This window comes from Xanthomonas sp. NCPPB 1132 (assembly GCF_056629235.1).
This window is the reverse complement of the sequence record NZ_CM152819.1, coordinates 1,973,536-1,995,852: the sequence shown is the minus strand read 5'-3', so window position 1 is coordinate 1,995,852 and position 22,317 is coordinate 1,973,536. Positions and strand designations below refer to the sequence as shown.

The window sequence follows — 22,317 nt, the reverse complement described above, 5'->3', positions numbered from 1 at the left end:
CGGCCGAACCATCCATGGTAGCGCCGCGCACTCGCCGGCAGCGGCTCGCATGACCCGCCACCTGCTGTTCGTGTGCAGCCGCAACCGGCTGCGCAGCCCCACCGCCGAACAGGTGTTCGCCACCTGGCCCGGCGTGGAAACCGCCTCGGCCGGCGTCGACCACGACGCGGACACCCCGGTCACCCCGGAATTGCTGGAGTGGGCGGACATCGTCTTCGTCATGGAACCGATGCATCGCACAAAGCTGTCGCGCCGGTTCAGGCGCCACCTCGGCCGCGCACGCATCGTCTGCCTCGACATCCCTGACGACTACGGCTACATGGATCCGGCGCTGGTGCAGGTGCTGACCGCGAAGGTGTCGCGGCACCTGCCTGTGCGCTGATCCTGGTCCTCGACCGCCCTTCCGAAACACGCCGGCACACGTGCTACGCTCGCCGCCGCGCCGGCCAAGGCGCCTGTCCCAGGACGACCGCCTCATGCAAGCATGGAAGCGCCGAAGCATCGGCATTCTGGATATTGGCGGAGCCGGCGTGGGCATCATCGCCATCGTCAGCCAGTTTCCGAACCTGCGACAGCCAGCCGATTGGATCATTTGCGCCGCGTTCGTCGCGCTCTATGCCTGGGGCATCCACTGCGGCACGCAATTGCTGGAGGGTCGCCGCAACGCAGTGCGCGCCAATCTGGCGTTCTGGCTGGCTCAGGTGCCGACCTTCAGTACGCCCCTGGTGAGCTACGTATTCAATTGCGGCTTCCACTTCACCGCTGGCGTGCAGTTCGCGCCGTTCAAGTTCGGCGCGAACTTCCTGTTCGGCAGCCGCTTCGCGTTCACCCTGTTTCCGTCGGAGACCGCGACGTTCTTCGGCCTGAACCTGTTCGCCCTGGCGGTCGTCTTCGTCCTTGCGCAACACCTGCGCCGCGGCGCCGACGCAACGACGAAAGCAGGCGCTGCGCCACCGCACGACAACGCACATCATGGCGAGCCATGACGGCAAACGCGCGCCAGTGAACAAGACCGATTCGATGGCGTTCCTGCGCGCGCAGCAACCGCTGCCCGACGACGACCAGCTCAGCCAGGACCTGATCGACGCCTACGACGCGGCGAGACGGCTGTTTGTCGCGGATCCCGATCGCGCCGCGCTCCCGCTGTTCCTGCGCTCCTTCGGCAACGGCGACGGCTGGGGCGTCTATCCGTTGGTCGAGGACGTGTTCCATGCCTGCGACCGCAGCGCCGCCGTCGCCGCGATCCGCGAGGCGCTGGAAGATCCCACGCTGCCCGACGGGAGCCGCTACTGGGTCACGCAGCTGGCGGCGGCCTTTGCGGACTCGACCTTGCGCGAGGGCCTGGCGCGGTCATTGCGGTCGGCGCATCCGGACGTCCGTGAGGCAGCGGAGATGGCGTTGGAGATGCTGGATCGCCACGCCACACGCTGAACCGCGTGCGCCTACGATGCACGCTGCAAGGTAGAACGACAGCACCGAGTGGCATGCCCGGACGCGTGCTCAGCCCACGCACACCCGATCGCGCCCCAGCCCCTTGGCGCGGTAAAGGGCGCCGTCGGCGCGCTCCAGCCACTGGCTCGGCGTCTCGTCCGCGCGCAATGCGACCAGGCCGCCGCTGAAGGTGACGCGCAGCGCCGGGGCCTCGGGCGCCCACTGCAGGCGCGCGTGGAACAGGTCGCGCAGGCGCGCGGCCAGACGCTCGGCCTCGGCCAGCGGGGTGTCGCCAAGCAGGATCGCGAATTCTTCGCCGCCCAGGCGCGCCGGCAGGTCGGTGGTGCGACAGGCGCCCAGCAGCAGTTGCCCGACCTCGCGCAGCACCGCATCGCCGGTGGCATGCGAGTAACCGTCGTTGATCTGCTTGAAGCGGTCGATGTCCATCACCAGCAGGCACAGCGGCGCGCCGCTGCGCTGCGCACGCTGCATGCTGCGCTCCAGCACCTCGTCGAAGTGCCGCCGGTTCGGCAAGCCGGTCAATGCGTCCTCGTGCGCCAATCGCTCGAACGCGGTGGCCTGGCGCTGCAGTTCCGCCAGCAACTGGCTCTTTTCGGCATCGGCCTGCAGCAGGCGTTCGGTCTGCAGCCGCAGCGCGCTGGTGCGCCGCTCCACCAGCCGCTCCAGGCGTAGCGCGCGCCGCTTGTAGCGCGCGATCAGGTAGCGGTACAGCAGCACCAACGCCAGCACCAGCACCGCCACGGCCGCCGCATGCACGCTGTGCCGCTGCCACCACAGCGGCGCCACGCTGAAGCGCCACACGGCCTCGCGGGTGCTCCAGGCGCCATCCGGATGCGCCGCGGCCACGTGCAGGGTGTAGTCGCCCGGCGGCAGGCCGATGAATTCCACGCTGCGCTGGTTGCCGCGGTCGATCCACCCGCTGTCCAGGCCGTCGAGGCGGGTGCGGTAGCGGATGCGCTCGGGCAGCAGATAGCTCAGGCCGACATAGGACACGCTGATGCGCTTGGCGCCAGGAAGTTCCGTCCTGGTCTGCCACGGGAAGGGCTGGCCGTCCAATAACACGCTCTCGATCGCCGCCGGCGGCGGCAGGCGATCGCGAAAGCGCGCCAGGCGCCGCGGGTCGACCATGCTGACGCCGCCGGCGGTGACCAGCCACACCGTGCCGTCGTGGCGCACGATCATCGACGGCCCGGAACTGCCGTTGCCCTGCGCGTTGGACATGCCGTCGATCTCGTCGTAGCGGCTCACCTGCAGCCGCGCCTGGCGGCCGTCGGCGACCGCGTCCAGCGCCGCCGCGGTGGTGCGCAGCACGCCGCGGTTGCTGCTGATCCAGACATTACCGAGGCGGTCGCGGACCAGCTGGAACACCGTATCCACCGGCATGCCCTGCTCCAGTCCCACCCGTGCCAGCTGGCCGTCGCGGTCGCGGTGCAGGCCGCGGTCGGTGGAGATCCACATGTCGCGGCCCAACGCCTGGAACCCGAACACGGTGCGCGCGCCGCCCAGCGGCTCCAGCGCCAGCGTCCGCACCCGGCCGTCGCGCAGCACCGCCGCGCCTTCCACCGAACCGATCCACAGCGCGCCATCGACACTGGCCAGCGCGGTGATCAGGCCGTCCGGCAGGCCGGGCACGTCGGGCGCCGAGAGCCTGTCGCCGTCGATGCGCATCACCCCGCTGCGGGTGCCGATCCAGACCGTGCCGGCGGCATCGACGCTGAGCGCGCGCACCTGACCGCTGGGCAAGCCCTCGTTGGTTCCGTAGTGGCGCACGACGCGGCCGTCGCGCAGGCGGAGCACGCCATCGGCATAGGTGCCTACCCACAGGTCGCCGTCGCTGCCGCGCGCCAGGCTCAGCACCGAGGGCGCATCGTGCAGCGCGACCGGGGCGATGCGGCCGTCCGGCGCCATCCGGTCCAGCCCGGCGGCGCTGCCGATCCACAGCGCGCCGTCCGGCGTCTCCAGCAGCGCACGCACGTAGTCGCCGCTGAGTCCGTCGCGGCGGGTGTAGCCGGCGAACAAGGTTTCGCGCAGGCGGAACAGGCCGCCATTGGCGCCGATCCAGATGCTGCCCTCGGCATCCTGCAGCAGGCTGACGATGCGCCCGTTGGGCAGCACGTCGCCCGGCAGCATGCGCTCGATGCCGTGCGCACTGATCCGCAGCAGCCCCTGGTTCTCGGTGCCGAGCCAGATCGCGCCATCGCGATCGCGCAGCATCGAAGTGAAATGGCCGTAGCCCGGCAGGTGCTGCACCAGCACCGCGCGCTCGCCCTGCACCCGGTACAGGTTCTCTCCCGCCACCAGCCACAGCGAGCCGTCCGGTGCCCGATACGGCCAGGCCAGTCCGGGCGGCAGGCCGAACGCGGCCGGCGCGCGCCGCAGCACGCCTTGCGGGTCCCGGTACAGCAAGCCGTCGAGACTGCCGATCCAGACCCGCCCCTGGTCGTCGGCGGCCAGGTGCGGGAAGCTCGCCGCCAACGGCAGGTCGCGCGGCGCCGGCTGGTAATCGAAACGGCCGTCGGGCCACAGGCAGCCCAGGCCATTGCCTTCGAACAGCAGCCACATGCGGCCGTCGCGGTCCTGGGTCATCGCGTGGATCAGCGCATGCGGCCAGCCCGGCGGCTGTCGCCAGAACCGCCAGTGGCCGGCGGGATCGTGGCGGCCGAGATTGCCGCGCGAATCGCTGAGCCACAGCGCGCCGGCGCGGTCCACGTACAGCGAGCCGACCCCGTTGTCGGGCAGACCCGGGCGGGTGCTGCGGTCGATGACGGTGAAGTCCAGGCCGTTGTAGCGCACCAGTCCTTCCCAGGTGGCGAACCACAGGCGGCCATCCGGGGTCTGCGCCAGATCGCGCAGGGAGTTGTGCGGCAGGCCGTTGCGCGAGGTCCAGGAATCGATCGCGTAGTCGCGCAGCGGGGGCACGCCGTCTGCGGCGCCGTCGGCGGCGACCGCGTGCCACGCCACGCCCAGTACCAGCGACAGGATCAGCAACACCGGCCATGCAGGCGGCCACGCACGCCCGCGGTCGCGTACGAGCGCCGCTTCCCCCTTCCCCCTGGCGACGTTCACTGTCCCGACCCGATCCGACGCAGACGGGGTGCGACAGGACCCTGGCGCGGGGGGCCAGCGTCAAGGGGACGGGGGCGACGCAGACTCATTACCGGAACAGAACACGGGACGAGCGCCCATGGTAGGCAAAAACGCGGCACTGCGGGTGCAGGCGGTAGCAGGTCACCGAAAAAGAACGCGTGAAGATTGCGCGGCGGTTAAGCCGGGCTGGCCCATGCAAGCGCAGCGCCTCCCTTCTCCCATCGGGAGAAGGTGCCCCGAAGGGGCGGATGAGGGTACGGGCGCAGCCTGGGAAAACGTCGATTGCAGTGGTGGATGAGGGTGAAGGGCGAAGCTTGGTGTCGCCATGATGCTCGAGGGGCTTCGCCCCCGGACCCTCACCCCAACCCCTCTCCCGGGGGGAGAGGGGCTCTGGTGCCGCGCGTCTCCCTTCTCCCTCCGGGAGAAGGTGCCCCGAAGGGGCGGATGAGGGTACGGGCGCAGCCCGGGGAAACGTCGATTGCAGCGGCGGTTGAGCGTGAAGCGCTAAAGCTTGGTGTCGGCCTGATGCGGCGAGGGACTTCGCCCCGGACCCTCACCCCAACCCCTCTCCCGGGGGGAGAGGGGCTCTGGTGCCACGCGCCTCCCTTCTCCCTCCGGGAGAAGGTGCCCCGCAGGGGCGGATGAGGGTACGGGCGAAGCCTGGGGAAACGTCGATTGCAGCGGCGGTTGAGCGTGAAGCGCTAAAGCTTGGTGTCGCCCTGATGCGGCGGGTGCTTCACCCCCGGACCCTCACCCCAACCCCTCTCCCGGAGGGAGAGGGGCTTTCGAAGGGGCGCTCAGCCCATGCGCTGCCGTACCGCCTCGAACAGGGTGACGCCCGCGGCGACCGAGACGTTGAGGCTCTCGATCTCGCCCGGCATCGGGATGCGGACCAGGCCGTCGCAATGCTCGCGGGTCAGCCGGCGCAGGCCGTCGGACTCGCCGCCCAGCACCAGCGCCACGTTGCCGCGCAGGTCCTGCGCGTACAGCGAGGTCTCGGCCTCGCCGGCCAGGCCATAGATCCACACGCCCTGCTTCTGCAGGTCACGCAGGCAGCGCGCGAGGTTGGTCACCGCCACGATCGGCAGGCGATCGGCGGCGCCGGCCGAGGTCTTGCGCACGGTGGCGTTGACCGGCGCCGACTTGTCCTTGGGAATCACCACCGCCGTCACTCCGGCCGCGGCGGCACTGCGCAGGCAGGCGCCGAGGTTGTGCGGGTCCTGCACGCCGTCCAGCACCAGCAGCAGGGCGCGGCCTTCGGCGGCGCTGACCAGGCCTTCCAACTCGTTCTCCGACCAGGTCCGCGCCGCGGCGTAGCGCGCGGCCACGCCCTGGTGGCGCACCGCGCCGCCGACGCCATCCAGCGCCTGCGTGTTCACCCGCCGCACGTCGATGCCTTTGCGCCGCGCGTTCTCCTCGATCTCCTGCAGGCGCGGATTCTTGCTGCCCGCCTCCACCAGCACCTCGCGCACGTTGTCCGCGTCGTTCTCGATCGACGAGGCCACGGCATTGACGCCGACGATCCACTGGTTCTGCTTGCTCATGAGGCGGGACTACGCGAAAGGAAAGCGGGCATGGTAGGGGTTGTGGCCGCTGGCGTCATGCCTGGGGGCTGGGAATGGGGAATTGGGAATGGTAGAAGCGGCTTGGCCGCGACGTCGTGCTTTCCTGCGATGCCCGGGGCATGCGTGCCGCGGCGGCAAGACCACCGACGCAGAGTCATCCAGTCAGGGCGCGGCGCAGCCTTGTGGGAGGGACTTCAGTCCCGACGCGGTGAACTGGGGAACCCCGGCCTGCTGCCTGGCGCGCCGATGACCCGAGGTTACCGGCACCGACACGCTCCGCGCGACGTCGGCACCGCCGGTCTTACCTCAAGCCGGCCAGTGCTCGGTGTCGTGGTCCGGATGCTGGCGCGAGACGACATCGGCCAGGAACGACGCGGCGGCCAGATCGCCCTCGGTACGGATTGCCGACAGGCGGTGCAGGTCGTCCACGAACGGCAGCTTCGCTTCGATGCCGTACTGGATGGTCGGCGGCAAGGCCTCGGGATGGTCGAAGGCGCCGGCGGCGATGGCGACGCCATCCGGGGCCTCGTAGGTCAGCGGCGTGCCGCAGTCGGCGCAGAAGCCGCGCTGCACCAGATTGGACGAGGCGAAGCGCTTTGGCGTGCCGCGGGTCCAGGTCAGTTCCGCACCGCGGGTGGAGACCAAGGGCGCGTAGTAGGCGCCGAAGGCCTTCTGGCACATCCGGCAATGGCAGATCGAAGCGTCGTGCAGCCGTCCGCGCACACAGAAGCGCACCGCGCCGCACTGGCAACCGCCGCTGTACTGGTCCTGCTCCATGACCACTCCTCCCGCGCATGCGGGGCGGCGCAGCGGCGGTCGTCACGACCGCCGCGACGCACGCCGTCAGTACTTCTTTTTCTTGCGCTTGGCCGGCTGCCCACGCGGTGGCGGCGGCGGCAACTCGTCGTGCGCCGGTGCGCCTTCCTCGACCAGGCGGAAGTCGATCTTGCGCTCCTCCATGCTCGCCTTCAGCACCAGGATGCGCACGCGGTCGCCCAGGCGGAACTCGCGCCCGCGGCGCTCGCCGGTCAGGGTCTTGCGGGTGGCGTCGAACTGGTAATAGTCCTGCGGCAACTGGGTCACGTGGATCAGGCCGTTGACCTTGGACTGGTCCAGCTCGACGAACAGGCCGAAGCTGGTCACGCCGCTGACCACACCGTCGAACTGCCCACCGACGTGCTTCTCCATCCACGCGGCGCGGTAGCGCTCGTCGACCTCGCGCTCGGCCTCGTCGGCGCGGCGCTCGCGCTCGGAGCACTGCAACGCCAGCGCCGCCATCGCGCGCGGCGCGTACAGGTACTTGTCCGGCGCGCCGCGGGTCAGCGCGTACTTGATCGCGCGGTGCACCAGCAGGTCCGGATAACGGCGGATCGGCGAGGTGAAGTGCGCGTACGCCTCCAGTGCCAGGCCGAAGTGGCCGGCGTTGTCGGGCGAATACACCGCCATGCTCTGGCTGCGCAGCAGCACCGATTCCAGCAGCGCCGCGTCCGGGCGCTCGCGCACCTTCTTCAACAGCTTGGTGAAGTCGCCCGGCACCACCTTGCTCCACGCCGGCAGGCTCAGCTTGAACTCCTTGAGGAACTCCAGCAGGTCGGCGTACTTGGATTCCGGCGGCCGCTCGTGCACGCGGAACGGCGCCGGGATGTGCGTCTCCAGCAGGTAGCGCGCCGCGGCCACGTTGGCGGCGATCATGCATTCCTCGACCAGCTTGTGCGCGTCGTTGCGTACCAGCATGCCGGCCTGGGTCACCTCGCCGGTGTTGTCGAGCACGAAGCGCACTTCCGAGGACTCGAACTCGATGGCGCCGCGGCGCGCGCGCGCCTTGGCCAGGATCTGGTACAGCTGGTGCAGCCGCTCCAGCTGCGGCAGCACCGCCGCCACGTCCTTGCGCACCTGTTCGTCCTTCTCGCCCACCGCCTGCCACACCTGTTCGTAGGTGAGCCGCGCGTGCGAGTTCATCACCGCCTCGTAGAAGCGCGCACCGGCCACCTCGCCCTGGCGGTCGATCTGCATGTCGCAGACGAAGCACATACGGTCGACCTTGGGGTTGAGCGAACAGATGCCGTTGGACAGCGTCTCCGGCAGCATCGGCACCACGAAGCCGGGGAAGTACACCGAGGTCGCGCGCTTGACCGCTTCGGTATCCAGCGGCGTGCCCGGACGCACGTAGTGCGACACGTCGGCGATCGCCACCACCAGGCGGAACCCGTCGGCGTTGGGCTCGCAGAACACCGCGTCGTCGAAGTCCTTGGCGTCGGCGCCGTCGATGGTCACCAACGGCGTATGCCGCAGGTCCACGCGGCCCTTGATCGCCGCCGGCTCCACCGTCAGCGGCACCGCCGCGGCTTCGTCCAGCACCTCCTGCGGGAATTCGTAGGGCAGCTCGTGACCGTGGATCGCCGCTTCCACCAGCAGCGACGGGGTCAGCTTGTCGCCCAGCACGGCGATGATCTTGCCGATCGGCGGGCGCCGCGCATCCGGCGCGGAGGTGAGTTCGCACACCACCAGTTGCCCGTCGCGGGCCTCGCCGACGGCGTCGGCAGGGATCTGCACGTTGCGCTGGATGCGCTTGTCGTCGGGCACCACGAAGGCGATGCCCGCTTCCAGGCTGAAACGGCCGATCATGCGGGTCAGGCCGCGCTCGAGCACGCGCGCGATGCTGCCTTCGCGGCGGCCGCGGCGGTCGATGCCGGTGACGTTAGCCAGCGCGCGGTCGCCGTGCAGCACCTTGCGCATTTCGTACGGCGGCAGGAACAGGTCGTCGCCGCCCTCGTCCGGGCGCAGGAAGCCGAAGCCATCGGGATTGGCGATCACCACGCCGGGGATCAGGTTGGTCTGCTGCAGCGGCGCGTAGCCGCCGCGACGGTTCTGCACCAGTTGCGCCTCGCGCAGCATCGCGCCCAGGCGCTTGCTCAGCGCTTCCTTGCGCGTCGGCTCGGTCAGGCCGAGCTGCTCGGCCAGTTCGTCCAGGGTCTGCGGGCCGTCGCAGCGTTCGAGCAATTGCAGGATCGCCTCGCGGCTGGCGATCGGCTGCGCATAGCGCTCGGCCTCGCGCGCGGCGTAGGGGTCCTGGATCGGCGCGGCGGCCGCGGGTGCGGTCTCAGGGGTGCCACCCCGCTGTGGCGACGGCGGGTGCAGCGGTTGCAGCGGCGGCTTGGGTCCGCGGCGCAGGAAGCTGGGCATCCAGGCGGGCAGACGCGATTTCTTCGGCGTATCGGGGGTGGAAGCGTCGCTGGAGGCGGATTTGCCGGGCTTGCCGGACTTGCTTTTGCGGGTTGTCATCCGGGCATGGTACTCCCATGCGGGTGGTCACCACCCGAACCGGGCGGTGCGCCCCCCACGGACACGCCCCCCCAGAAACGACGAAGCCCGCGTCAGCGGGCCGGTCGGTGCGAGAGTTCAGCGCTCCCGCGGTCTTGCTTTTGGTGCCCAGGAGAGGACTCGAACCTCCACGGTTTTACCCGCTAGTACCTGAAACTAGTGCGTCTACCAATTCCGCCACCTGGGCGCTGAAGGCCGCGAATTCTGCGGTGCCCGCGCGACCTTGTCAACGCCTATTTCGCATTCGCTCGCGATCGCCTGCGCCGATGCCACGACCGCACCGGGGCAAGCAGCCGCACCGCGCGCGTCGGCGGCGCACGCAGTCGGCGGAAAACCGCAGGTGCACTGCGGATTCCGACACGGCGCCGTCACAAGCGGACCCGCTTCGAAGATCCGGCGTGACGGCAGCGGAAGTTCGCGATTTTGTCGGTTGACCCGGATCGGCGCCCCGCTAGTTTGCATCCGGCAATCCGTCGCCCTCCCCCACGCTCCGGAGCATCCCCATGCACAGCCTGTCCGCCTCCCTGCTCGCCGCCGCCCTGTTCGCCAGCGCCACCAGCGCCTCCGCCGCCACCGCGGGCGCCGACGACGCCACGCTCAATTCCCTCACCGAGATCCAGCGCGCCCTGGACAGCGGCGCCTCGGTCGCCGTGGCGATCGACCTGAGCCAGTGCACGCCCACTTCCGGCGGCGCCACGCCCAGCCAGACCCGCGGCGGCCTGCGCATCGGCGCCTACCGCGTCGTCGCTGACGGCACCCTGTCCTTCGCCGACGAGCACGTCACTGTCGGCCGCGACGGCAAGCCGATCCAGCAGTTCCTGCGCTACCAAGTGCATCCGGACAACAGCATCGACTTCACCATGTTCGTGTTCGCCCTGCCCAGCTACCAGCAGACCGGCAGCACCCTCGGCTATCGCTGCGCGATCAATCAAGGCCTGCGCTTCAACGTCGGTTACTGACGTCGCGATCGATCGCACGACAGCGGTGCAACGCCGCTGTCGCAAAACGCTTGACAGCGCCCGCCACCGCGCGCAGAATTCTCGTTCTGAGTTGCCCAGGTGGCGGAATTGGTAGACGCACTAGTTTCAGGTACTAGCGGGTAAAACCGTGGAGGTTCGAGTCCTCTCCTGGGCACCACGACCGACAAGTCGAGCATGATCTCAAAACCCGCTTCGGCGGGTTTTTTGTTGGCTGCATGCAGGCCGCGACGCTCAGCGCTGCGGCGGACGCAACGGACCGATGTCCACACGCACGCCCTTCACCCACACCGCCACCTTGTAGGCACGATAGCCCGGGTTGTGGCGCTCGGCCGCACGCGCGGCCAGGTAGGCATTGGCGGCATGTACCAGCACCTGCAAGGACGGCTCCAGTTGCGCGACGCGCCGGAGTCTCACTTCGTAGGTGGCCATGCGCCCTCCCCCACGCACCGACGGGCGCCGTGTCGTGCCGCTGTCGGCCGGCACATCGCGGCGGCGCACCGCTGTGCCGACACCCTCGTGTCCATGACGTCCTTGTGCTGCATGCGCATCCTCGCGCGTCCGTGCGTTCCGCACCGCGTGAGTATTGTATTTCCGAACAATTCGAGTCAAGCGCAGCTGTACGACAAGCCGGCGGATGCTCCATATCTTGGTAGGCCCGCCGTCCCCCAAGGCCCACCGCGATGAATAGCTTCGGCGAGCGCTTGCGCGAAGCCAGAAGAGCCGCAGGACTCACCCAGGAGCAGTTGGGCTTCGCGCTGGACGTCACCAAGTCGTCGGTCTCGGCCTGGGAGAACGACCGCGAAACGCCCAGCTTCCGCCTGCTGCCGACGCTGCGCAGCGTGCTGAACCGCTCGCTCGACGAGCTGGTGTGCGGCGTGGGCCCGGGCAAGCGCGTGCAGGACCTGCCTTCCGACTATCCGTTGCTGGCGCAGGATGCGCAGGAACGCGCACTGCTGGCCCGCTATCGCAACGCGCCGCCGGGCCACCGCGAAGCGGTCCTGCAACTGCTCAAGCCCAGCAGCGGCTGAGGTCGCGTTCGCGGCCGTGGCCGCCTTGGGTTGCCTCGCGGGGGACCCGTCGCGGCTGAAGCCGCTCCTACCAGAGCAACGACATCTGCCGCCGAGCGGCAGCAAACGCGCGTCGTTCGACGCGAGCTTCAGCCGCCGACGCCGATCTCGCGCAAGGCGTCGCCCCAGATGCGGTAGCCGGCTTCGCTGGGATGGGTGCTGTCCGGCATCAGTGCCGCCGGCAGCGTGCCGTCCGGCTGCAGGAACCGCGCGCCGATGTCGAGCCAGCGCACCTGCGGATCGTGGCCGAAGCGCGCGGCCAGCAGGCGGTTGGTCTGCAGGATCGGCGCGCGCTGCGGCGCATCGGCGGCGAAGCCGCGCGGGAAGATGCCCATCAGCACGATCCGGCTGCGCGGCAGGCGTCGCCGGACCTCGGCGACCACCGCGGCGACGCCGTCGGCGGTCTCCTGCGGCGTGTTGGCGCGCGCATGCTCGGTGCCGGTGAGATTGTTGGTGCCGAGGTTGATCACCACCCAGCGCGGTGCCAGGCCGTCGACCTCGCCCTGGCGCAGCCGCCACAGCACGTTCTGGGTGCGGTCCCAGCCGAAGCCCAGGTTCAGCACGCGCGCGCCGCCGAAGGTGCGCTGCCAGGCCTGCGCACCGTTCACCCGGATCGCCTGCGGCGCGCCCGCCCAGAAATGGGTGATCGAGTCGCCGAGCATCACCACCTGCGGCTGCAGCTGGCGGGCGGCATCCAGCGCGGCATGGTGGCGGCCATACCAGTCGTAGGAATCCTGCTCCAGCCAGGGCACCGCGATGCGCGCGGTGTCGACGTCGGTCATCGCGTCCAGCGGCACCCGTGGCGCGTCGTCGAGCAGCCGCGCCAGGGTCGGCTCGATGGCCTCGGCCATGCGCCGCTGCCCGCGCGTATCCGGGTGCAGCGCGCCACTGCCCGGCCGCTGCCGCGGATCGTAGAACAGGCTCGGGTCCAACATGCCGTCCGCGCGCTGGAACACGGTGCCGATGTCCAGGTACGTCACCCGCGGGTTGTCGCCGTAGCGCACCGCCAGTGCGCGATTGACCTCGGCATCGCGTGCGCTCTTCTGCGCCGACAGCGCACTGGGCAGCAGTCCCAGCAACAGGATGCGCGTGTGCGGCAGGCGCTGCTCCAGCGTGGCGACCACCGCCTCGATGCCGCGCACCGTGTCCGCCGCGCCCTGCCCCTCGTGGCCGGTGTTGTTGGTGCCGATCAGCACCAGCGCGACCTTGGGCCGCAGGCCGTCGACTTCGCCGTGCTGCAGGCGCCACAGCACATGCTCGGTGGCGTCGCCGCTGAAGCCGAGGTTGAGCGCGCCGCGACTGCCGTAGAAGGTCTGCCAGGTCGACTGGAACTCCTGGTCCGGCGCCTGCGCCTTTTCGTAGTTCTGGGTGATCGAATCGCCGATCAGCAGCAGCGGCGTCTCCGGCTGCGCACGCACCTGCGCCAGCACCTGCTGGTGGCGCTCGGCCCACCAGGCCTCGTGCAGACGGTCGGCCGGGGTCACCGGCACCGGCGATGCCGCGGGCGGCGAAGCGGCCTGCGCATGCGCCGGATGTACGCCGAGGCACAGCAGCGCGAAGACGGCCGCGCCCGGAAACGCGATGACGAAGCGGGCGCCGAAGGCGCGGAGAAGACGTTGCATGGGCGGGGCTGCCGAAGCCTGCGGAGCGCCGATTCTGGTGCGCGGGCCGCAGCGGCGGCAAGTAGATCGGCACCGGAGCGCGACGCCGGGCACGCAGGTCGCGCTGGCCGCGTCGCGGCGGCGTGCCGGGACGACACGCCGCCGCACAAGGGACACATTGCATGACCGGCAGGCGAACGACGTCGCCGGCCGTCGCTGCCTCAGTGGCCGCCGGCGGCCGCCGCGCCACCACCGCCGCCGAACGGCGGCTTGGCCAGCCACAGGAAGAAGATGATCGCGAGGAAGGTCCAGCCCAGCAGGTAGAAGATGTCGTTGAAGCCCATCTGCGAGGCCTGGTGGTTGATGGTGTTGTTGAGCAACGCCGCGCCGTTCTGCAGGCTGCCGTTGCCCATCATCTGTACCTGTTCCTGCATGCCCGGCGTGTAGGTGGAGATGTGTTCGGTCAGGTGCGCATGGTGCAGCTGCGTGCGCTTGGCCCACAGGTAGGTGGTCAGCGAGGCGGCGAAGCTGCCGCCCAGCGTGCGCAGGAACGTGGCCAGGCCGGAACCGGCGGCGATCTCGCGCCCGTCCAGGTCCGACAGCAGGATCTGCAGCACCGGCATGAAGAACAACGCCACGCCCACGCCCATCAGCAACTGCACCCCGGCCACGTGCGGGAAATCCACCTGCAGGTTGAAGTCCGAGCGCATGAAGCTGGTGGTGGCCATAAAGATGAAGGCGATGCTGGCCAGCAGCCGCAGGTCGAAGCGCGAGGCATACTTGCCGACGAACGGGGTCATGATCACCGGCAGGATGCCGATCGGCGCGGTGGCCAGGCCGGCCCAGATCGCGGTGTAGCCCATGTCGCGCTGCAGCCACTGCGGGATCAGCAGCGACACGCTGAAGAACGCCGCATAGGCCACGATCAGCGCCATGGTGCCGGCGCGGAAGTTGCGGTGGCGGAACAGGCGCAGGTCGACGATCGGATCCTTGTCGGTCAGTTCCCAGATCAGGAACACCGCCAGCGCCACCGCCGAGATCGCGGCCAGCACGACGATCTTGGTCGAATTGAACCAGTCCTCGTCGTTGCCCAGGTCCAGCACCACCTGCAGGCAGCCCACGCCGATGATCAGGGTGATCAGGCCGACGTAGTCCATGCGCGGACGTTCGGTGGGTTCGGGACGGTCGCGCAACTGCGAGCCGACCACGGTCGCGGCGATGATGCCCAGCGGCACGTTGATCAGGAAGATCCATTCCCAGCTGTAGTTGTCGGTGATCCAGCCGCCGAGGATCGGCCCGGCGATGGGCGCGACCACGGTGATCATCGCCAGCAGCGCCAGCGCCTGGCCGCGTTTCTCGCGCGGATAGATCGACACCAGCAGGCTCTGGGTGATCGGGTACATCGGGCCGCAGACGAAGCCCTGCAGCGCGCGCGACACCACCAGCATGCCCATGCTCTGGGCCAGGCCGCACAGTAGCGAGGCCGCGGTGAAGGCCAGCGTGGCCCACACGAACAGCTTGGTCTCGCCGAAGCGGCGGCTGAGGAAGCCGGTCAGCGGCAGCGCGATGGCGTTGCTGACCGCGAACGAGGTGATGACCCAGGTGGCCTGCTGCGAACTGGCGCCGAGGTTGCCGGCGATGGTGGGCAGCGACACGTTGGCGATGGTGGTGTCGAGCACCTGCATGAACGAGGCCATCGCCAGGCCCACCGTGCACAACGCCACACTGGCCGGGCGGAACCCGGCGGCCGGTGCGCCCGGAGCCCCGGGCGCGGCGGGAGCGGCAGCTTGGTTGGACATGACCGGGCTCAGTTCGCCTTGGCGGCGTCGGGCAGGTTGGCGTGGATGATCTGCTTCACGGCCGCGTCGGCCTGCTGCAGCTGCTGCGCATAGACGTCGGTATCCAGCAGCGTGCCGCTGGCCGGCTTGGCCGGCAGCACCCCGCCGTTCTGGTCATGCAGGTTGACGTCGGCCTTCATCGACAGGCCGATGCGCAGCGGGTGCTGCTCCAGTTGCTTGGCGTCGATGGCGATGCGCACCGGCACGCGCTGCACGATCTTGATCCAGTTGCCGCTGGCGTTCTGCGCCGGCAGCAGCGAGAACGCGCTGCCGGTGCCGATGCCCAGGCTCTGCACGGTGCCGCGGTAGGTCACCGCGCTGCCGTACACGTCCGACTCCAGTTCCACCGGCTGGCCCAGGCGCATGTGCTTGAGCTGGGTTTCCTTGAAGTTGGCGTCCACCCACACCTGGTTCAGCGGCACCACTGCCATCAGCGCGGTGCCGGGCTGCACGCGCTGGCCGACCTGCACCGAGCGCCGCGCCACGTAGCCGGACACCGGCGCGACGATGGCGCTGCGGGCGTTGTTGAGGAAGGCCTGACGCACCTGCGCGGCGGCGCCCTGCACGTCGGGCTGGTCGGCCACGCCGTTCTCGTCGATCAAGGCGCGGTTGCGCGCCAGGGTCTCGCGCGAGCCGCTGACCGCGGCCTCCGCGGCGGCCAGCTGGTCGCGGGCATGCGCCAGCTCTTCGGCGGAGATCGCGCCGGTGGCGACCAGGCTGGCGCGGCGGGCGACGTCGGCGCGGGCGCGCTGCAGGGTCACCTGCTGCGCGGACAGTTCGGCCTGGGCGCCCTCGACCGAGCGGTACAGACCGCGCACCTGGCGCACGGTGCGCGCCAGATTGGCCTCGGCCTGCTGCAGCGCGACCTCGGTGTCGGCGGGGTCGAGCTTGACCAGCGGCTGGCCGCGCTCCACGCGCATGCCGTCGTCGGCATCGATGCGCACCACGGTACCGGCCACCATCGGGGTGATCTGCACCAGGTTGCCCTGCACGTAGGCGTCGTCGGTGTCCTCGTGCCAGCGGCCGACCAGGAAGTACCAGATCGCCAGCGCGATCAGCACCAGCACCACTACCACGGCCAGGCCGCGCAGCAGCTTGCCGCGCCGGCTGGAGGCGGGAGCGGAGGAAGCGGGGGTCGTTGTCTGATTCATTGCAGCGATCTCAGGAATGCGAAGGTGCGGAAGAAGAGCTCGGCGCGTCGGCGGCGGAGGTGGCGTCGTAGCCGCCGCCCAGCGCCTGATTCAGGCGCACCGAGACCAGGATCTGGTTGGCTTGCAGGGACGCCAGGCGCTGTTGCGCGTCGAGCAACTGCTGCTGCGCGCTGAGCACGTCCAGGTAGTTGCCGATGCCGGCGCGGTAGCGCTGCTGCGACAGGTCGAAGGCCGCCTGCGCGGTCTCCAGCGCCTGCGCCTGCTGCTGCGCCTGCTCGGCCAGCGAACGCGCCGCGTTGACCTGGTCGGCCACCTCGCGCAGCGCCCCCACCAGGGTCTGGTTGTAGTTGGCCACCGCCAGGTCGTACTGCGCATCGCGCTCGGCCAGCTGGCTGCGCAGCCGCCCGCTGTCGAACAGCGGCAGGCTCACGCCGGGGCTGAGCAGGCCCAGCACCGAGGAACTCTTGAACAGGTCGCCGGGGTTGGTGGCGGCGACGCCGCCCAGCAGGCTCAGGTTGATGCTGGGATAGAACTGCGCCTTGGCCGCATGGATGCCCTGCGAGGCGGCTTCCACGCGCCAGCGCGCGGCGACCACGTCGGGCCGGCGGCCGAGCAGGTCGCTGGGCAGCACCGACGGCACCCGCGCGGCCTGCGGGTCGAGCAGGCGCGGCCGCTCGATCTGCAGCCCGCGGTCCGGGCCACGGCCGAGCAAGGCCGCCAGCGCGGTACGCGCTTCGTCGATCTGCTGCTGCGCGGCGGCCTGCTGCTGGCGCGCCGCCGGTACCCGCGCCTCGGCCTGGCGCAGTTGCAGGTTGCTGTCGATGCCGGCATCGCGACGCTGCCGCACCAGCTTCAGGCTGTTCTCCGAGCGCGCCAGTTCGGCGCCGGCCAGGTCGTACAGATGCCAGGCGTAGCCCAGCTGCGCGTAGGCGCGGGCGACGCCGGCCGACAGGTCCAGGCGTGCGGCCTGCGCGTCGACCTCGGCCGCATGCGCCTGGTCCACCGCCGCCTCCCACGAGGCGCGCTTGCCGCCCCACAGGTCGAAGCCGTAGCTGAAGTCCAGCAGCGCCTGTTCGTTGTGGATGTACTTGCCGCCGATCTCGTCGCCGACCAGGCCCTTGGGCAGTTGCAGGCCGGTGTAGCCGGCCGACAGCGACAGCTTGGCGCCGCGGTCGGCATCGGCCGCGCCGGCCTGCGCCTGCGCCAGGCGCAGCCGCGCATCGGCGGCGTCCAGGCTGGGCGTGCCCTGCAGGGCCTCGGCGATCAGCGCGTCGAGCTGCGGATCGCCCAGCGCCTTCCACCAGTCCTGCTGCGGCCACGGCGCCGGCGCCAGTGCGTCGGCGGCCAGGGTCTTGTCGATGTGCAGCTGGCGGTCGGCATCGAGTCGGCGCCCCTGCGGTTCCAGGCCACGGCTGCTGGCGCAGGCCGCCAGCGCCAGGGTGAGGGCCGCGACCGCGAATGGACGCAGGCAGGAAGGAGAAGAAGACAGAGTCATGTGGGCGGGTTCAGTGCGAATTGAGGGAGTCGCGGACGCGGGCCAACAACGAGAACAGCTGCTCGCGCTCTTCGGCGGACAGATCGCGCAGCGCGTCGGCGATGGCGTCGTCGCCGCGCTGCTTGAGTTGCTGCCACAGCGCGCGGCCGTCGTCGGTGAGCACGATCTGCAGCGCGCGGCGGTCCTGCGCATGCGCCTCGCGGCGCACCCAGCCCAGGTCTTCCAGCTTGTCCAGCAGGCGCGTCACCGCGCTGGGGTTCTGGTCGATGGCCTGGGCCAGTTCGTTGGCGGTGCATGGCGCCATGTAGGCCAGGGCCTTCATGCCCAAGTAGTGGCTGAAGCCCAGTTCCGGCTCCAACCCGGTCATGGCCTGGTCGAGGCGGCGCATCAGGCCGTCACGCACCTGGCGCAGGAGCAGGCCGAACGAGGGCGGGCCAAGCAGGGAGGGAGCGCAGTTCATGGGCGCCTATTATTTTCACTTAGAAATATGTGTCAAGAAAATATCCCAATGGAAATTAGATGCTGCGTTGCAACGGAGGAACGCTGACGGCGAGCGCACTGTAGCGGCGGCCGGGCCTGGCTCGGTATTACAATTGGGACAATGGATATCGAAATCGAGCCAACCCAGGCCGTGCCCTTTCCGGTCGCGAACGGATCCGACAGTGCCCTGGACCCGCGCGCCATGGAGTGGTTCGAACGCGCCGATGGGCCACCCGCGCTGGCCTTTCTGGCGCATTCGCCGGTGTCGCTGCGGCGCGAGGTGGACTGGCACCGCCACGTGCGCGGCCAGTTGATCTACGTCGAGGACGGCGTACTTGGCACCCGCACCGCGCACGGCCAGTGGTCGCTGCCGCCGGGCTGCGCCGGCTGGATGCCGCCGCAGGAACTGCACACGGTGCAGGTGTCCGGGCGGGTGCGCAGCTACCTGGTGCTGCTCCGCCCCGACGTCTGCGCCGACCTGCCGCCGCGGACCTGCGTGATCGGCATGAACGGCCTGTTCCGGGAGGTGCTGCGGCGGATGACCCAATGGGGCGTGCCGCTGGACCTGGAGGCCGAGCAGCAGCGCCTGTGCGCGGTGCTGCTGGACGAGGTGCGCAACGCCCCGGTCGAGCACCTGCACCTGCCGATGCCGCGCGACCGGCGCCTGCTGCGCATCGCCACCCAGTTGCTGGAAACCCCCGCCGACGACCGCTCGCTGGCGCAATGGGCGCACTGGGCCGGGCTGTCGCCGCGCAGCCTGAGCCGGCACTTCCGCGACGAGACCGGGTTCGGCTTCGCCGGCTGGCGCCAGCAGGCGCGGCTGGCCGAGGCGCTGCGCCGGCTCAGCGACGGCGCCAGCGTCGCCGACACCGCCTTCCGCCTGGGCTACAGCAGCCCCAGCGCCTTCGTCACCGCCTTTCGCGGCCGCTTCGGCCATCCTCCGGCCCGTTACCTGGCCAGCGCCGGCGGCACGCGCGGCTTGGCATCGCCAGCCGCATCCGGATAATCGACCGGCTGACCTGCGGCGCCTGGCGCCGCGTTCCCCTATAGGTACTTCCTGCGCATGATCGATCTCGCCCGCCCCGCCTTCCATGGTTTCGAACAGCTGCCGCTGCGCGAATACGCCGAACGCGCCTACCTCGACTACTCCATGTACGTGGTGCTGGACCGCGCCCTGCCGTTCCTCGGCGACGGGCTCAAGCCGGTGCAGCGGCGCATCATCTATGCGATGAGCGAGCTGGGCCTGAACGCGACGGCCAAGCCGAAGAAGTCCGCGCGCACCGTCGGCGACGTGATCGGCAAGTACCACCCGCACGGCGACAGCGCCTGCTACGAAGCGCTGGTGCTGATGGCGCAGCCGTTCTCCTACCGCTACCCGCTGATCGAAGGCCAGGGCAACTTCGGCTCCACCGACGACCCGAAGTCGTTCGCGGCGATGCGCTACACCGAGTCCAAGCTGACCCCGATCGCCGAAGTGCTGCTGGGCGAACTGGGCCAGGGCACGGTGGACTGGTCGCCGAACTTCGACGGCACCCTGGACGAGCCGACCTGGATGCCGGCGCGGCTGCCGCACCTGCTGCTCAACGGCACCACCGGCATCGCCGTGGGCATGGCCACCGACGTGCCGCCGCACAACCTCAACGAGATCGTCAGCGCGCTGATCCGCCTGCTCGACGACCCCGATGCCAGCGTCGCCGATCTGTGCGAGCACGTGCGCGGCCCGGACTACCCGACCACCGCCGAGATCATCACCCCGGCCGCCGACCTGCGCACCATTTACGAAACCGGCCATGGCAGCGTGCGCGCCCGCGCCACCTACCAGAAGGAAAACGCCAACATCGTGGTCACGGCGCTGCCCTACCAGGTGTCGCCGTCCAAGGTGATCGAGCAGATCGCGCAGCAGATGCGCGCCAAGAAGCTGCCGTGGCTGGAAGACATCCGCGACGAGTCCGATCACGCCAACCCGGTGCGGGTGGTGCTGGTGCCGCGCTCCAACCGGGTCGACGCCGAGCAGTTGATGGGCCACCTGTTCGCCACCACCGACCTGGAGCGCAGCTACCGGGTCAACCTCAACGTGATCGGCCTGGACGGCCGCCCGCAGGTCAAGAACCTCAAGACCCTGCTGGAGGAATGGCTGCGCTTCCGCAGCGACACCGTGGTGCGCCGCCTCAACCACCGGCTGGAGAAGGTCGAGCGCCGCCTGCACCTGTTGGAAGGGTTGCTGACCGCGTTCCTCAACCTGGACGAAGTGATCCGCATCATCCGCACCGAGGACGAGCCGAAGCCGGCGCTGATCGCGCGCTTCGGACTCAGCGAGGAACAGGCCGACTACATCCTGGAAACGCGCCTGCGCCAGCTGGCGCGGCTGGAAGAGATGAAGATCCGCGGCGAGCAGGACGCGCTGGCCAAGGAACGCGAGCAACTGCAGGCGCTGCTGGCCAGCAAGACCAAGCTGAAGAAGCTGATCAAGGACGAACTGACGGCCGACGCCAAGAAGTTCGGCGATGCGCGGCGTTCGCCGCTGGTGCAGCGCGGCGCGGCCCAGGCCATCGATGAGACCGAGCTGGTGCCGAGTGAGCCGATGACCGTGGTGATGTCGGAAAAGGGCTGGATCCGCGCGGCCAAGGGCCACGACGTGGACCCGGCGGCGCTGTCCTACCGCGACGGCGACGGCCTGCTGGCGGCGGTGCGCGCGCGCAGCACGCAGCAGGTGGCGTTCCTGGATTCGGAAGGCCGCGCCTATTCGACCCTGGTCCACACCCTGCCCTCGGCGCGCGGCAACGGCGAGCCGCTGACCGGGCGCTTCTCGCCCGCGGCCGGCGCGTCGTTCCAGGCCATCGCCAGCGGCGAGAACGACAGCCGCCTGGTGCTGGCGTCCTCGCACGGCTACGGCTTCGTCACCCGCTTCGAGAACCTGACCAGCCGCAACAAGGCCGGCAAGGCCATGCTCAACCTGACCCCGAACGCCAAGGTGCTGCCGCCGGCGCCGGTGAGCGGCGCCGGCAGCGACCGCATCGTCGCGGTCACCAGCGCCGGCCACCTGCTGGCGTTCCCGGTCGCCGACCTGCCCGAGCTGGACAAGGGCAAGGGCAACAAGATCATCGACATCCCCAAGGCCAAGCTCAGCACCGAGCGGGTGGTGGCGATCGCCGCGGTGGCGCCGGGCAACACGCTGCTGGTCAAGAGCGGCCAGCGCACCATGTCGCTGTCGTTCAAGGACCTGGACGCCTACCTCGGCGCCCGCGCCAGCCGCGGCGGATTGCTGCCGCGCGGCTGGCAGAAGGTCGACGATCTGGCGGTGGAGTAAGCACCGCCTCGCAGGCAAAGGCCCAGAGGACGGCGCGACCGCATCCGCGCCGCTTCTCTAAGTCGTTTCGCCAGGTCGCACGGATGCCGGCGCCGCATCGGTCCGCGCCCCCTCGGCCGCACCCTATGCGGTCGCCAGCGCGCGAATGCGCGCGGCCACGCCGGCATCGACGGGCGTGTAGACGATCATGCCCAGGTCCGGTCGGCCGTCCACGGCGAAGGCCGAGTACTCCAGCGCGATCTCGCCGAGCAGCGGGTGCCTGAGACGCTTTTCGCCATCGCCCTCGCCGTGGCTCAACACCTCGTGGTCGTGCCACAGGGCCGCGAACTCGGCGCTGCGTGCGCACAGTTCGGTCACCAGGGCCGCCGCATCCGACGCGATGCCGGCGCGCACCACGTCGGCACGAAACGCGCCCACCACGAAGCGTGCCACCCTCGCCCAATCGTGCTGCTTGGCACGCGTGGCGGGATGACAGAACAGGAAGCGCAGGATGTTGCGCTCGCCAACGGGGAGCTGGCCGTAGTCGGTCAGCACCACCGCCGCCGCGCGATTCCAGGCCACCACGTCCCAGGTCGGCGTCTTGACGATGGCCGGGCTCGTTTCCAGCGCATCGAGGACGCGCTGCAGCCGCGGGTCGACGCCCGCCACCGCGCGGTAGCGCACCTCCGGCCGGCGCCCCAGCGCGACCATGAACAGGTGGTCGCGTTCGGCCTCGGTCAGCAGCAGCGCGCCGGCGATGCGCTCCAGCACCTGCGCCGACGGCGCGCCCCCACGCCCCTGTTCCAGCCAGGTGTACCAGGTCGGGCTGATGTTGGCGCGCTGCGCGACCTCCTCGCGGCGCAGGCCCGGCGTGCGCCGACGGCCGGAGAAGCCGAAGCTGGCGGGATCGAGCCGGGTCCGGCGGCTGCGCAGGAAGTCGCCCAGGGAATGGGCCGGATCGGGATGCATGGCGAGCCTGTTAGTCGCTTTACTA

The 22,317-nt window shown here is 70.1% G+C and carries 18 protein-coding genes and 2 tRNA genes; 8 read left to right on the top strand and 12 right to left on the bottom strand.

Annotation, left to right across the window (positions count from 1 at the left end):
* The first annotated feature begins 49 nt into the window (after window positions 1-49).
* The 3 genes from AC1G9L_RS08435 to AC1G9L_RS08425 all read left to right on the top strand — a co-directional run bounded on the left by AC1G9L_RS08435 (window position 50) and on the right by AC1G9L_RS08425 (window position 1,431).
* Entirely contained in the window at window positions 50-382 is a 333-nt protein-coding gene (locus AC1G9L_RS08435; RefSeq protein ID WP_010343984.1) for a low molecular weight protein tyrosine phosphatase family protein, read from the top strand.
* A 94-nt stretch (window positions 383-476) separates the two neighbouring features.
* Window positions 477-986 carry a hypothetical protein gene (locus tag AC1G9L_RS08430; protein WP_481070686.1) on the top strand — a complete coding sequence of 170 codons (510 nt, stop codon included), beginning with the start codon at window positions 477-479 and terminating at the stop codon, window positions 984-986.
* A gap of 34 nt (window positions 987-1,020) precedes the next feature.
* Complete coding sequence (locus AC1G9L_RS08425; protein WP_481070684.1) at window positions 1,021-1,431, top strand: hypothetical protein; 411 nt, start codon at window positions 1,021-1,023, stop codon at window positions 1,429-1,431.
* A 69-nt stretch (window positions 1,432-1,500) separates the two neighbouring features.
* On the opposite strand, the gene AC1G9L_RS08420 is transcribed toward AC1G9L_RS08425, so the two are convergent.
* The 5 genes from AC1G9L_RS08420 to AC1G9L_RS08400 all read right to left on the bottom strand — a co-directional run bounded on the left by AC1G9L_RS08420 (window position 1,501) and on the right by AC1G9L_RS08400 (window position 9,612).
* Entirely contained in the window at window positions 1,501-4,443 is a 2,943-nt protein-coding gene (locus AC1G9L_RS08420; protein WP_481070682.1) for a two-component regulator propeller domain-containing protein, read from the bottom strand.
* Between the two features lie 893 nt (window positions 4,444-5,336).
* Window positions 5,337-6,083: a 23S rRNA (guanosine(2251)-2'-O)-methyltransferase RlmB gene (gene rlmB, locus AC1G9L_RS08415; protein WP_010343988.1), complete on the bottom strand. Its 747-nt coding sequence runs from the start codon at window positions 6,081-6,083 to the stop codon at window positions 5,337-5,339.
* 327 nt (window positions 6,084-6,410) lie between these two features.
* Entirely contained in the window at window positions 6,411-6,881 is a 471-nt protein-coding gene (locus AC1G9L_RS08410; protein ID WP_019801468.1) for a GFA family protein, read from the bottom strand.
* 66 nt (window positions 6,882-6,947) lie between these two features.
* Window positions 6,948-9,287, bottom strand: a complete 2,340-nt coding sequence (rnr, locus tag AC1G9L_RS08405; RefSeq protein ID WP_481071069.1) for a ribonuclease R — start codon at window positions 9,285-9,287, stop codon at window positions 6,948-6,950.
* 240 nt (window positions 9,288-9,527) lie between these two features.
* Window positions 9,528-9,612: transfer RNA gene (locus tag AC1G9L_RS08400), tRNA-Leu, on the bottom strand.
* Window positions 9,613-9,928: 316 nt separating this feature from the next.
* Between AC1G9L_RS08400 and AC1G9L_RS08395 the strand changes: the two genes are divergently transcribed.
* Both AC1G9L_RS08395 and AC1G9L_RS08390 read left to right on the top strand, forming a co-directional pair.
* A complete protein-coding gene (locus tag AC1G9L_RS08395; RefSeq protein ID WP_019801470.1) occupies window positions 9,929-10,384 on the top strand; it encodes a VirK family protein in 456 nt (151 codons plus the stop codon).
* A 93-nt stretch (window positions 10,385-10,477) separates the two neighbouring features.
* A tRNA-Leu gene (locus AC1G9L_RS08390) sits at window positions 10,478-10,562 on the top strand.
* Between the two features lie 74 nt (window positions 10,563-10,636).
* On the opposite strand, the gene AC1G9L_RS08385 is transcribed toward AC1G9L_RS08390, so the two are convergent.
* Window positions 10,637-10,834 carry a hypothetical protein gene (locus tag AC1G9L_RS08385; protein WP_010343993.1) on the bottom strand — a complete coding sequence of 66 codons (198 nt, stop codon included), beginning with the start codon at window positions 10,832-10,834 and terminating at the stop codon, window positions 10,637-10,639.
* A gap of 251 nt (window positions 10,835-11,085) precedes the next feature.
* On the opposite strand from AC1G9L_RS08385, the gene AC1G9L_RS08380 reads away from it, so the two are divergent.
* Window positions 11,086-11,433 carry a helix-turn-helix domain-containing protein gene (locus tag AC1G9L_RS08380; protein WP_029562242.1) on the top strand — a complete coding sequence of 116 codons (348 nt, stop codon included), beginning with the start codon at window positions 11,086-11,088 and terminating at the stop codon, window positions 11,431-11,433.
* A 128-nt stretch (window positions 11,434-11,561) separates the two neighbouring features.
* Here the strand turns inward: AC1G9L_RS08380 and AC1G9L_RS08375 are convergent, their stop codons facing one another.
* From AC1G9L_RS08375 to AC1G9L_RS08355, 5 genes are all read right to left on the bottom strand, one after another.
* Window positions 11,562-13,094, bottom strand: a complete 1,533-nt coding sequence (locus AC1G9L_RS08375; RefSeq protein WP_019801471.1) for a GDSL-type esterase/lipase family protein — start codon at window positions 13,092-13,094, stop codon at window positions 11,562-11,564.
* A 200-nt stretch (window positions 13,095-13,294) separates the two neighbouring features.
* Complete coding sequence (locus AC1G9L_RS08370) at window positions 13,295-14,872, bottom strand: DHA2 family efflux MFS transporter permease subunit (protein WP_481070680.1); 1,578 nt, start codon at window positions 14,870-14,872, stop codon at window positions 13,295-13,297.
* Window positions 14,873-14,880: 8 nt separating this feature from the next.
* Complete coding sequence (locus tag AC1G9L_RS08365; protein WP_010343997.1) at window positions 14,881-16,062, bottom strand: HlyD/EmrA/EmrK family protein; 1,182 nt, start codon at window positions 16,060-16,062, stop codon at window positions 14,881-14,883.
* Between the two features lie 10 nt (window positions 16,063-16,072).
* Entirely contained in the window at window positions 16,073-17,557 is a 1,485-nt protein-coding gene (locus tag AC1G9L_RS08360) for an efflux transporter outer membrane subunit (protein WP_481070678.1), read from the bottom strand.
* A 10-nt stretch (window positions 17,558-17,567) separates the two neighbouring features.
* Window positions 17,568-18,017 (bottom strand): MarR family transcriptional regulator, encoded by a 450-nt coding sequence (locus tag AC1G9L_RS08355; RefSeq protein ID WP_019802511.1) that lies wholly within the window; start codon window positions 18,015-18,017, stop codon window positions 17,568-17,570.
* Between the two features lie 141 nt (window positions 18,018-18,158).
* Here AC1G9L_RS08355 and AC1G9L_RS08350 point away from each other — a divergent pair, with 141 nt between their 5' ends.
* The gene (locus AC1G9L_RS08350) at window positions 18,159-19,043 is read left to right on the top strand and encodes a helix-turn-helix domain-containing protein (protein ID WP_481070676.1); all 885 of its coding nucleotides are present in this window, start codon (window positions 18,159-18,161) and stop codon (window positions 19,041-19,043) included.
* Window positions 19,044-19,100: 57 nt separating this feature from the next.
* Window positions 19,101-21,344, top strand: a complete 2,244-nt coding sequence (gene parC / locus AC1G9L_RS08345; RefSeq protein ID WP_481070674.1) for a DNA topoisomerase IV subunit A — start codon at window positions 19,101-19,103, stop codon at window positions 21,342-21,344.
* A 123-nt stretch (window positions 21,345-21,467) separates the two neighbouring features.
* Here parC and AC1G9L_RS08340 read toward each other — a convergent pair whose 3' ends face one another.
* A complete protein-coding gene (locus tag AC1G9L_RS08340; RefSeq protein WP_019800771.1) occupies window positions 21,468-22,292 on the bottom strand; it encodes an MmyB family transcriptional regulator in 825 nt (274 codons plus the stop codon).
* Between the last annotated feature and the right edge of the window lie 25 nt (window positions 22,293-22,317).

Bases quoted from the DNA above. Each gene is read 5' to 3' on its own strand.
- AC1G9L_RS08435 (WP_010343984.1), top strand. From the start codon at position 50: ATGACCCGCCACCTGCTGTTCGTGTGCAGCCGCAACCGGCTGCGCAGC.
- AC1G9L_RS08430 (WP_481070686.1), top strand. From the start codon at position 477: ATGCAAGCATGGAAGCGCCGAAGCATCGGCATTCTGGATATTGGCGGA.
- AC1G9L_RS08425 (WP_481070684.1), top strand. From the start codon at position 1,021: ATGGCGTTCCTGCGCGCGCAGCAACCGCTGCCCGACGACGACCAGCTC.
- rlmB (WP_010343988.1), bottom strand. From the start codon at position 6,083: ATGAGCAAGCAGAACCAGTGGATCGTCGGCGTCAATGCCGTGGCCTCG.
- AC1G9L_RS08410 (WP_019801468.1), bottom strand. From the start codon at position 6,881: ATGGAGCAGGACCAGTACAGCGGCGGTTGCCAGTGCGGCGCGGTGCGC.
- rnr (WP_481071069.1), bottom strand. From the start codon at position 9,287: ATGCCCAGCTTCCTGCGCCGCGGACCCAAGCCGCCGCTGCAACCGCTG.
- AC1G9L_RS08395 (WP_019801470.1), top strand. From the start codon at position 9,929: ATGCACAGCCTGTCCGCCTCCCTGCTCGCCGCCGCCCTGTTCGCCAGC.
- AC1G9L_RS08385 (WP_010343993.1), bottom strand. From the start codon at position 10,834: ATGGCCACCTACGAAGTGAGACTCCGGCGCGTCGCGCAACTGGAGCCG.
- AC1G9L_RS08380 (WP_029562242.1), top strand. From the start codon at position 11,086: ATGAATAGCTTCGGCGAGCGCTTGCGCGAAGCCAGAAGAGCCGCAGGA.
- AC1G9L_RS08375 (WP_019801471.1), bottom strand. From the start codon at position 13,094: ATGCAACGTCTTCTCCGCGCCTTCGGCGCCCGCTTCGTCATCGCGTTT.
- AC1G9L_RS08370 (WP_481070680.1), bottom strand. From the start codon at position 14,872: ATGTCCAACCAAGCTGCCGCTCCCGCCGCGCCCGGGGCTCCGGGCGCA.
- AC1G9L_RS08365 (WP_010343997.1), bottom strand. From the start codon at position 16,062: ATGAATCAGACAACGACCCCCGCTTCCTCCGCTCCCGCCTCCAGCCGG.
- AC1G9L_RS08360 (WP_481070678.1), bottom strand. From the start codon at position 17,557: ATGACTCTGTCTTCTTCTCCTTCCTGCCTGCGTCCATTCGCGGTCGCG.
- AC1G9L_RS08355 (WP_019802511.1), bottom strand. From the start codon at position 18,017: ATGAACTGCGCTCCCTCCCTGCTTGGCCCGCCCTCGTTCGGCCTGCTC.
- AC1G9L_RS08350 (WP_481070676.1), top strand. From the start codon at position 18,159: ATGGATATCGAAATCGAGCCAACCCAGGCCGTGCCCTTTCCGGTCGCG.
- parC (WP_481070674.1), top strand. From the start codon at position 19,101: ATGATCGATCTCGCCCGCCCCGCCTTCCATGGTTTCGAACAGCTGCCG.
- AC1G9L_RS08340 (WP_019800771.1), bottom strand. From the start codon at position 22,292: ATGCATCCCGATCCGGCCCATTCCCTGGGCGACTTCCTGCGCAGCCGC.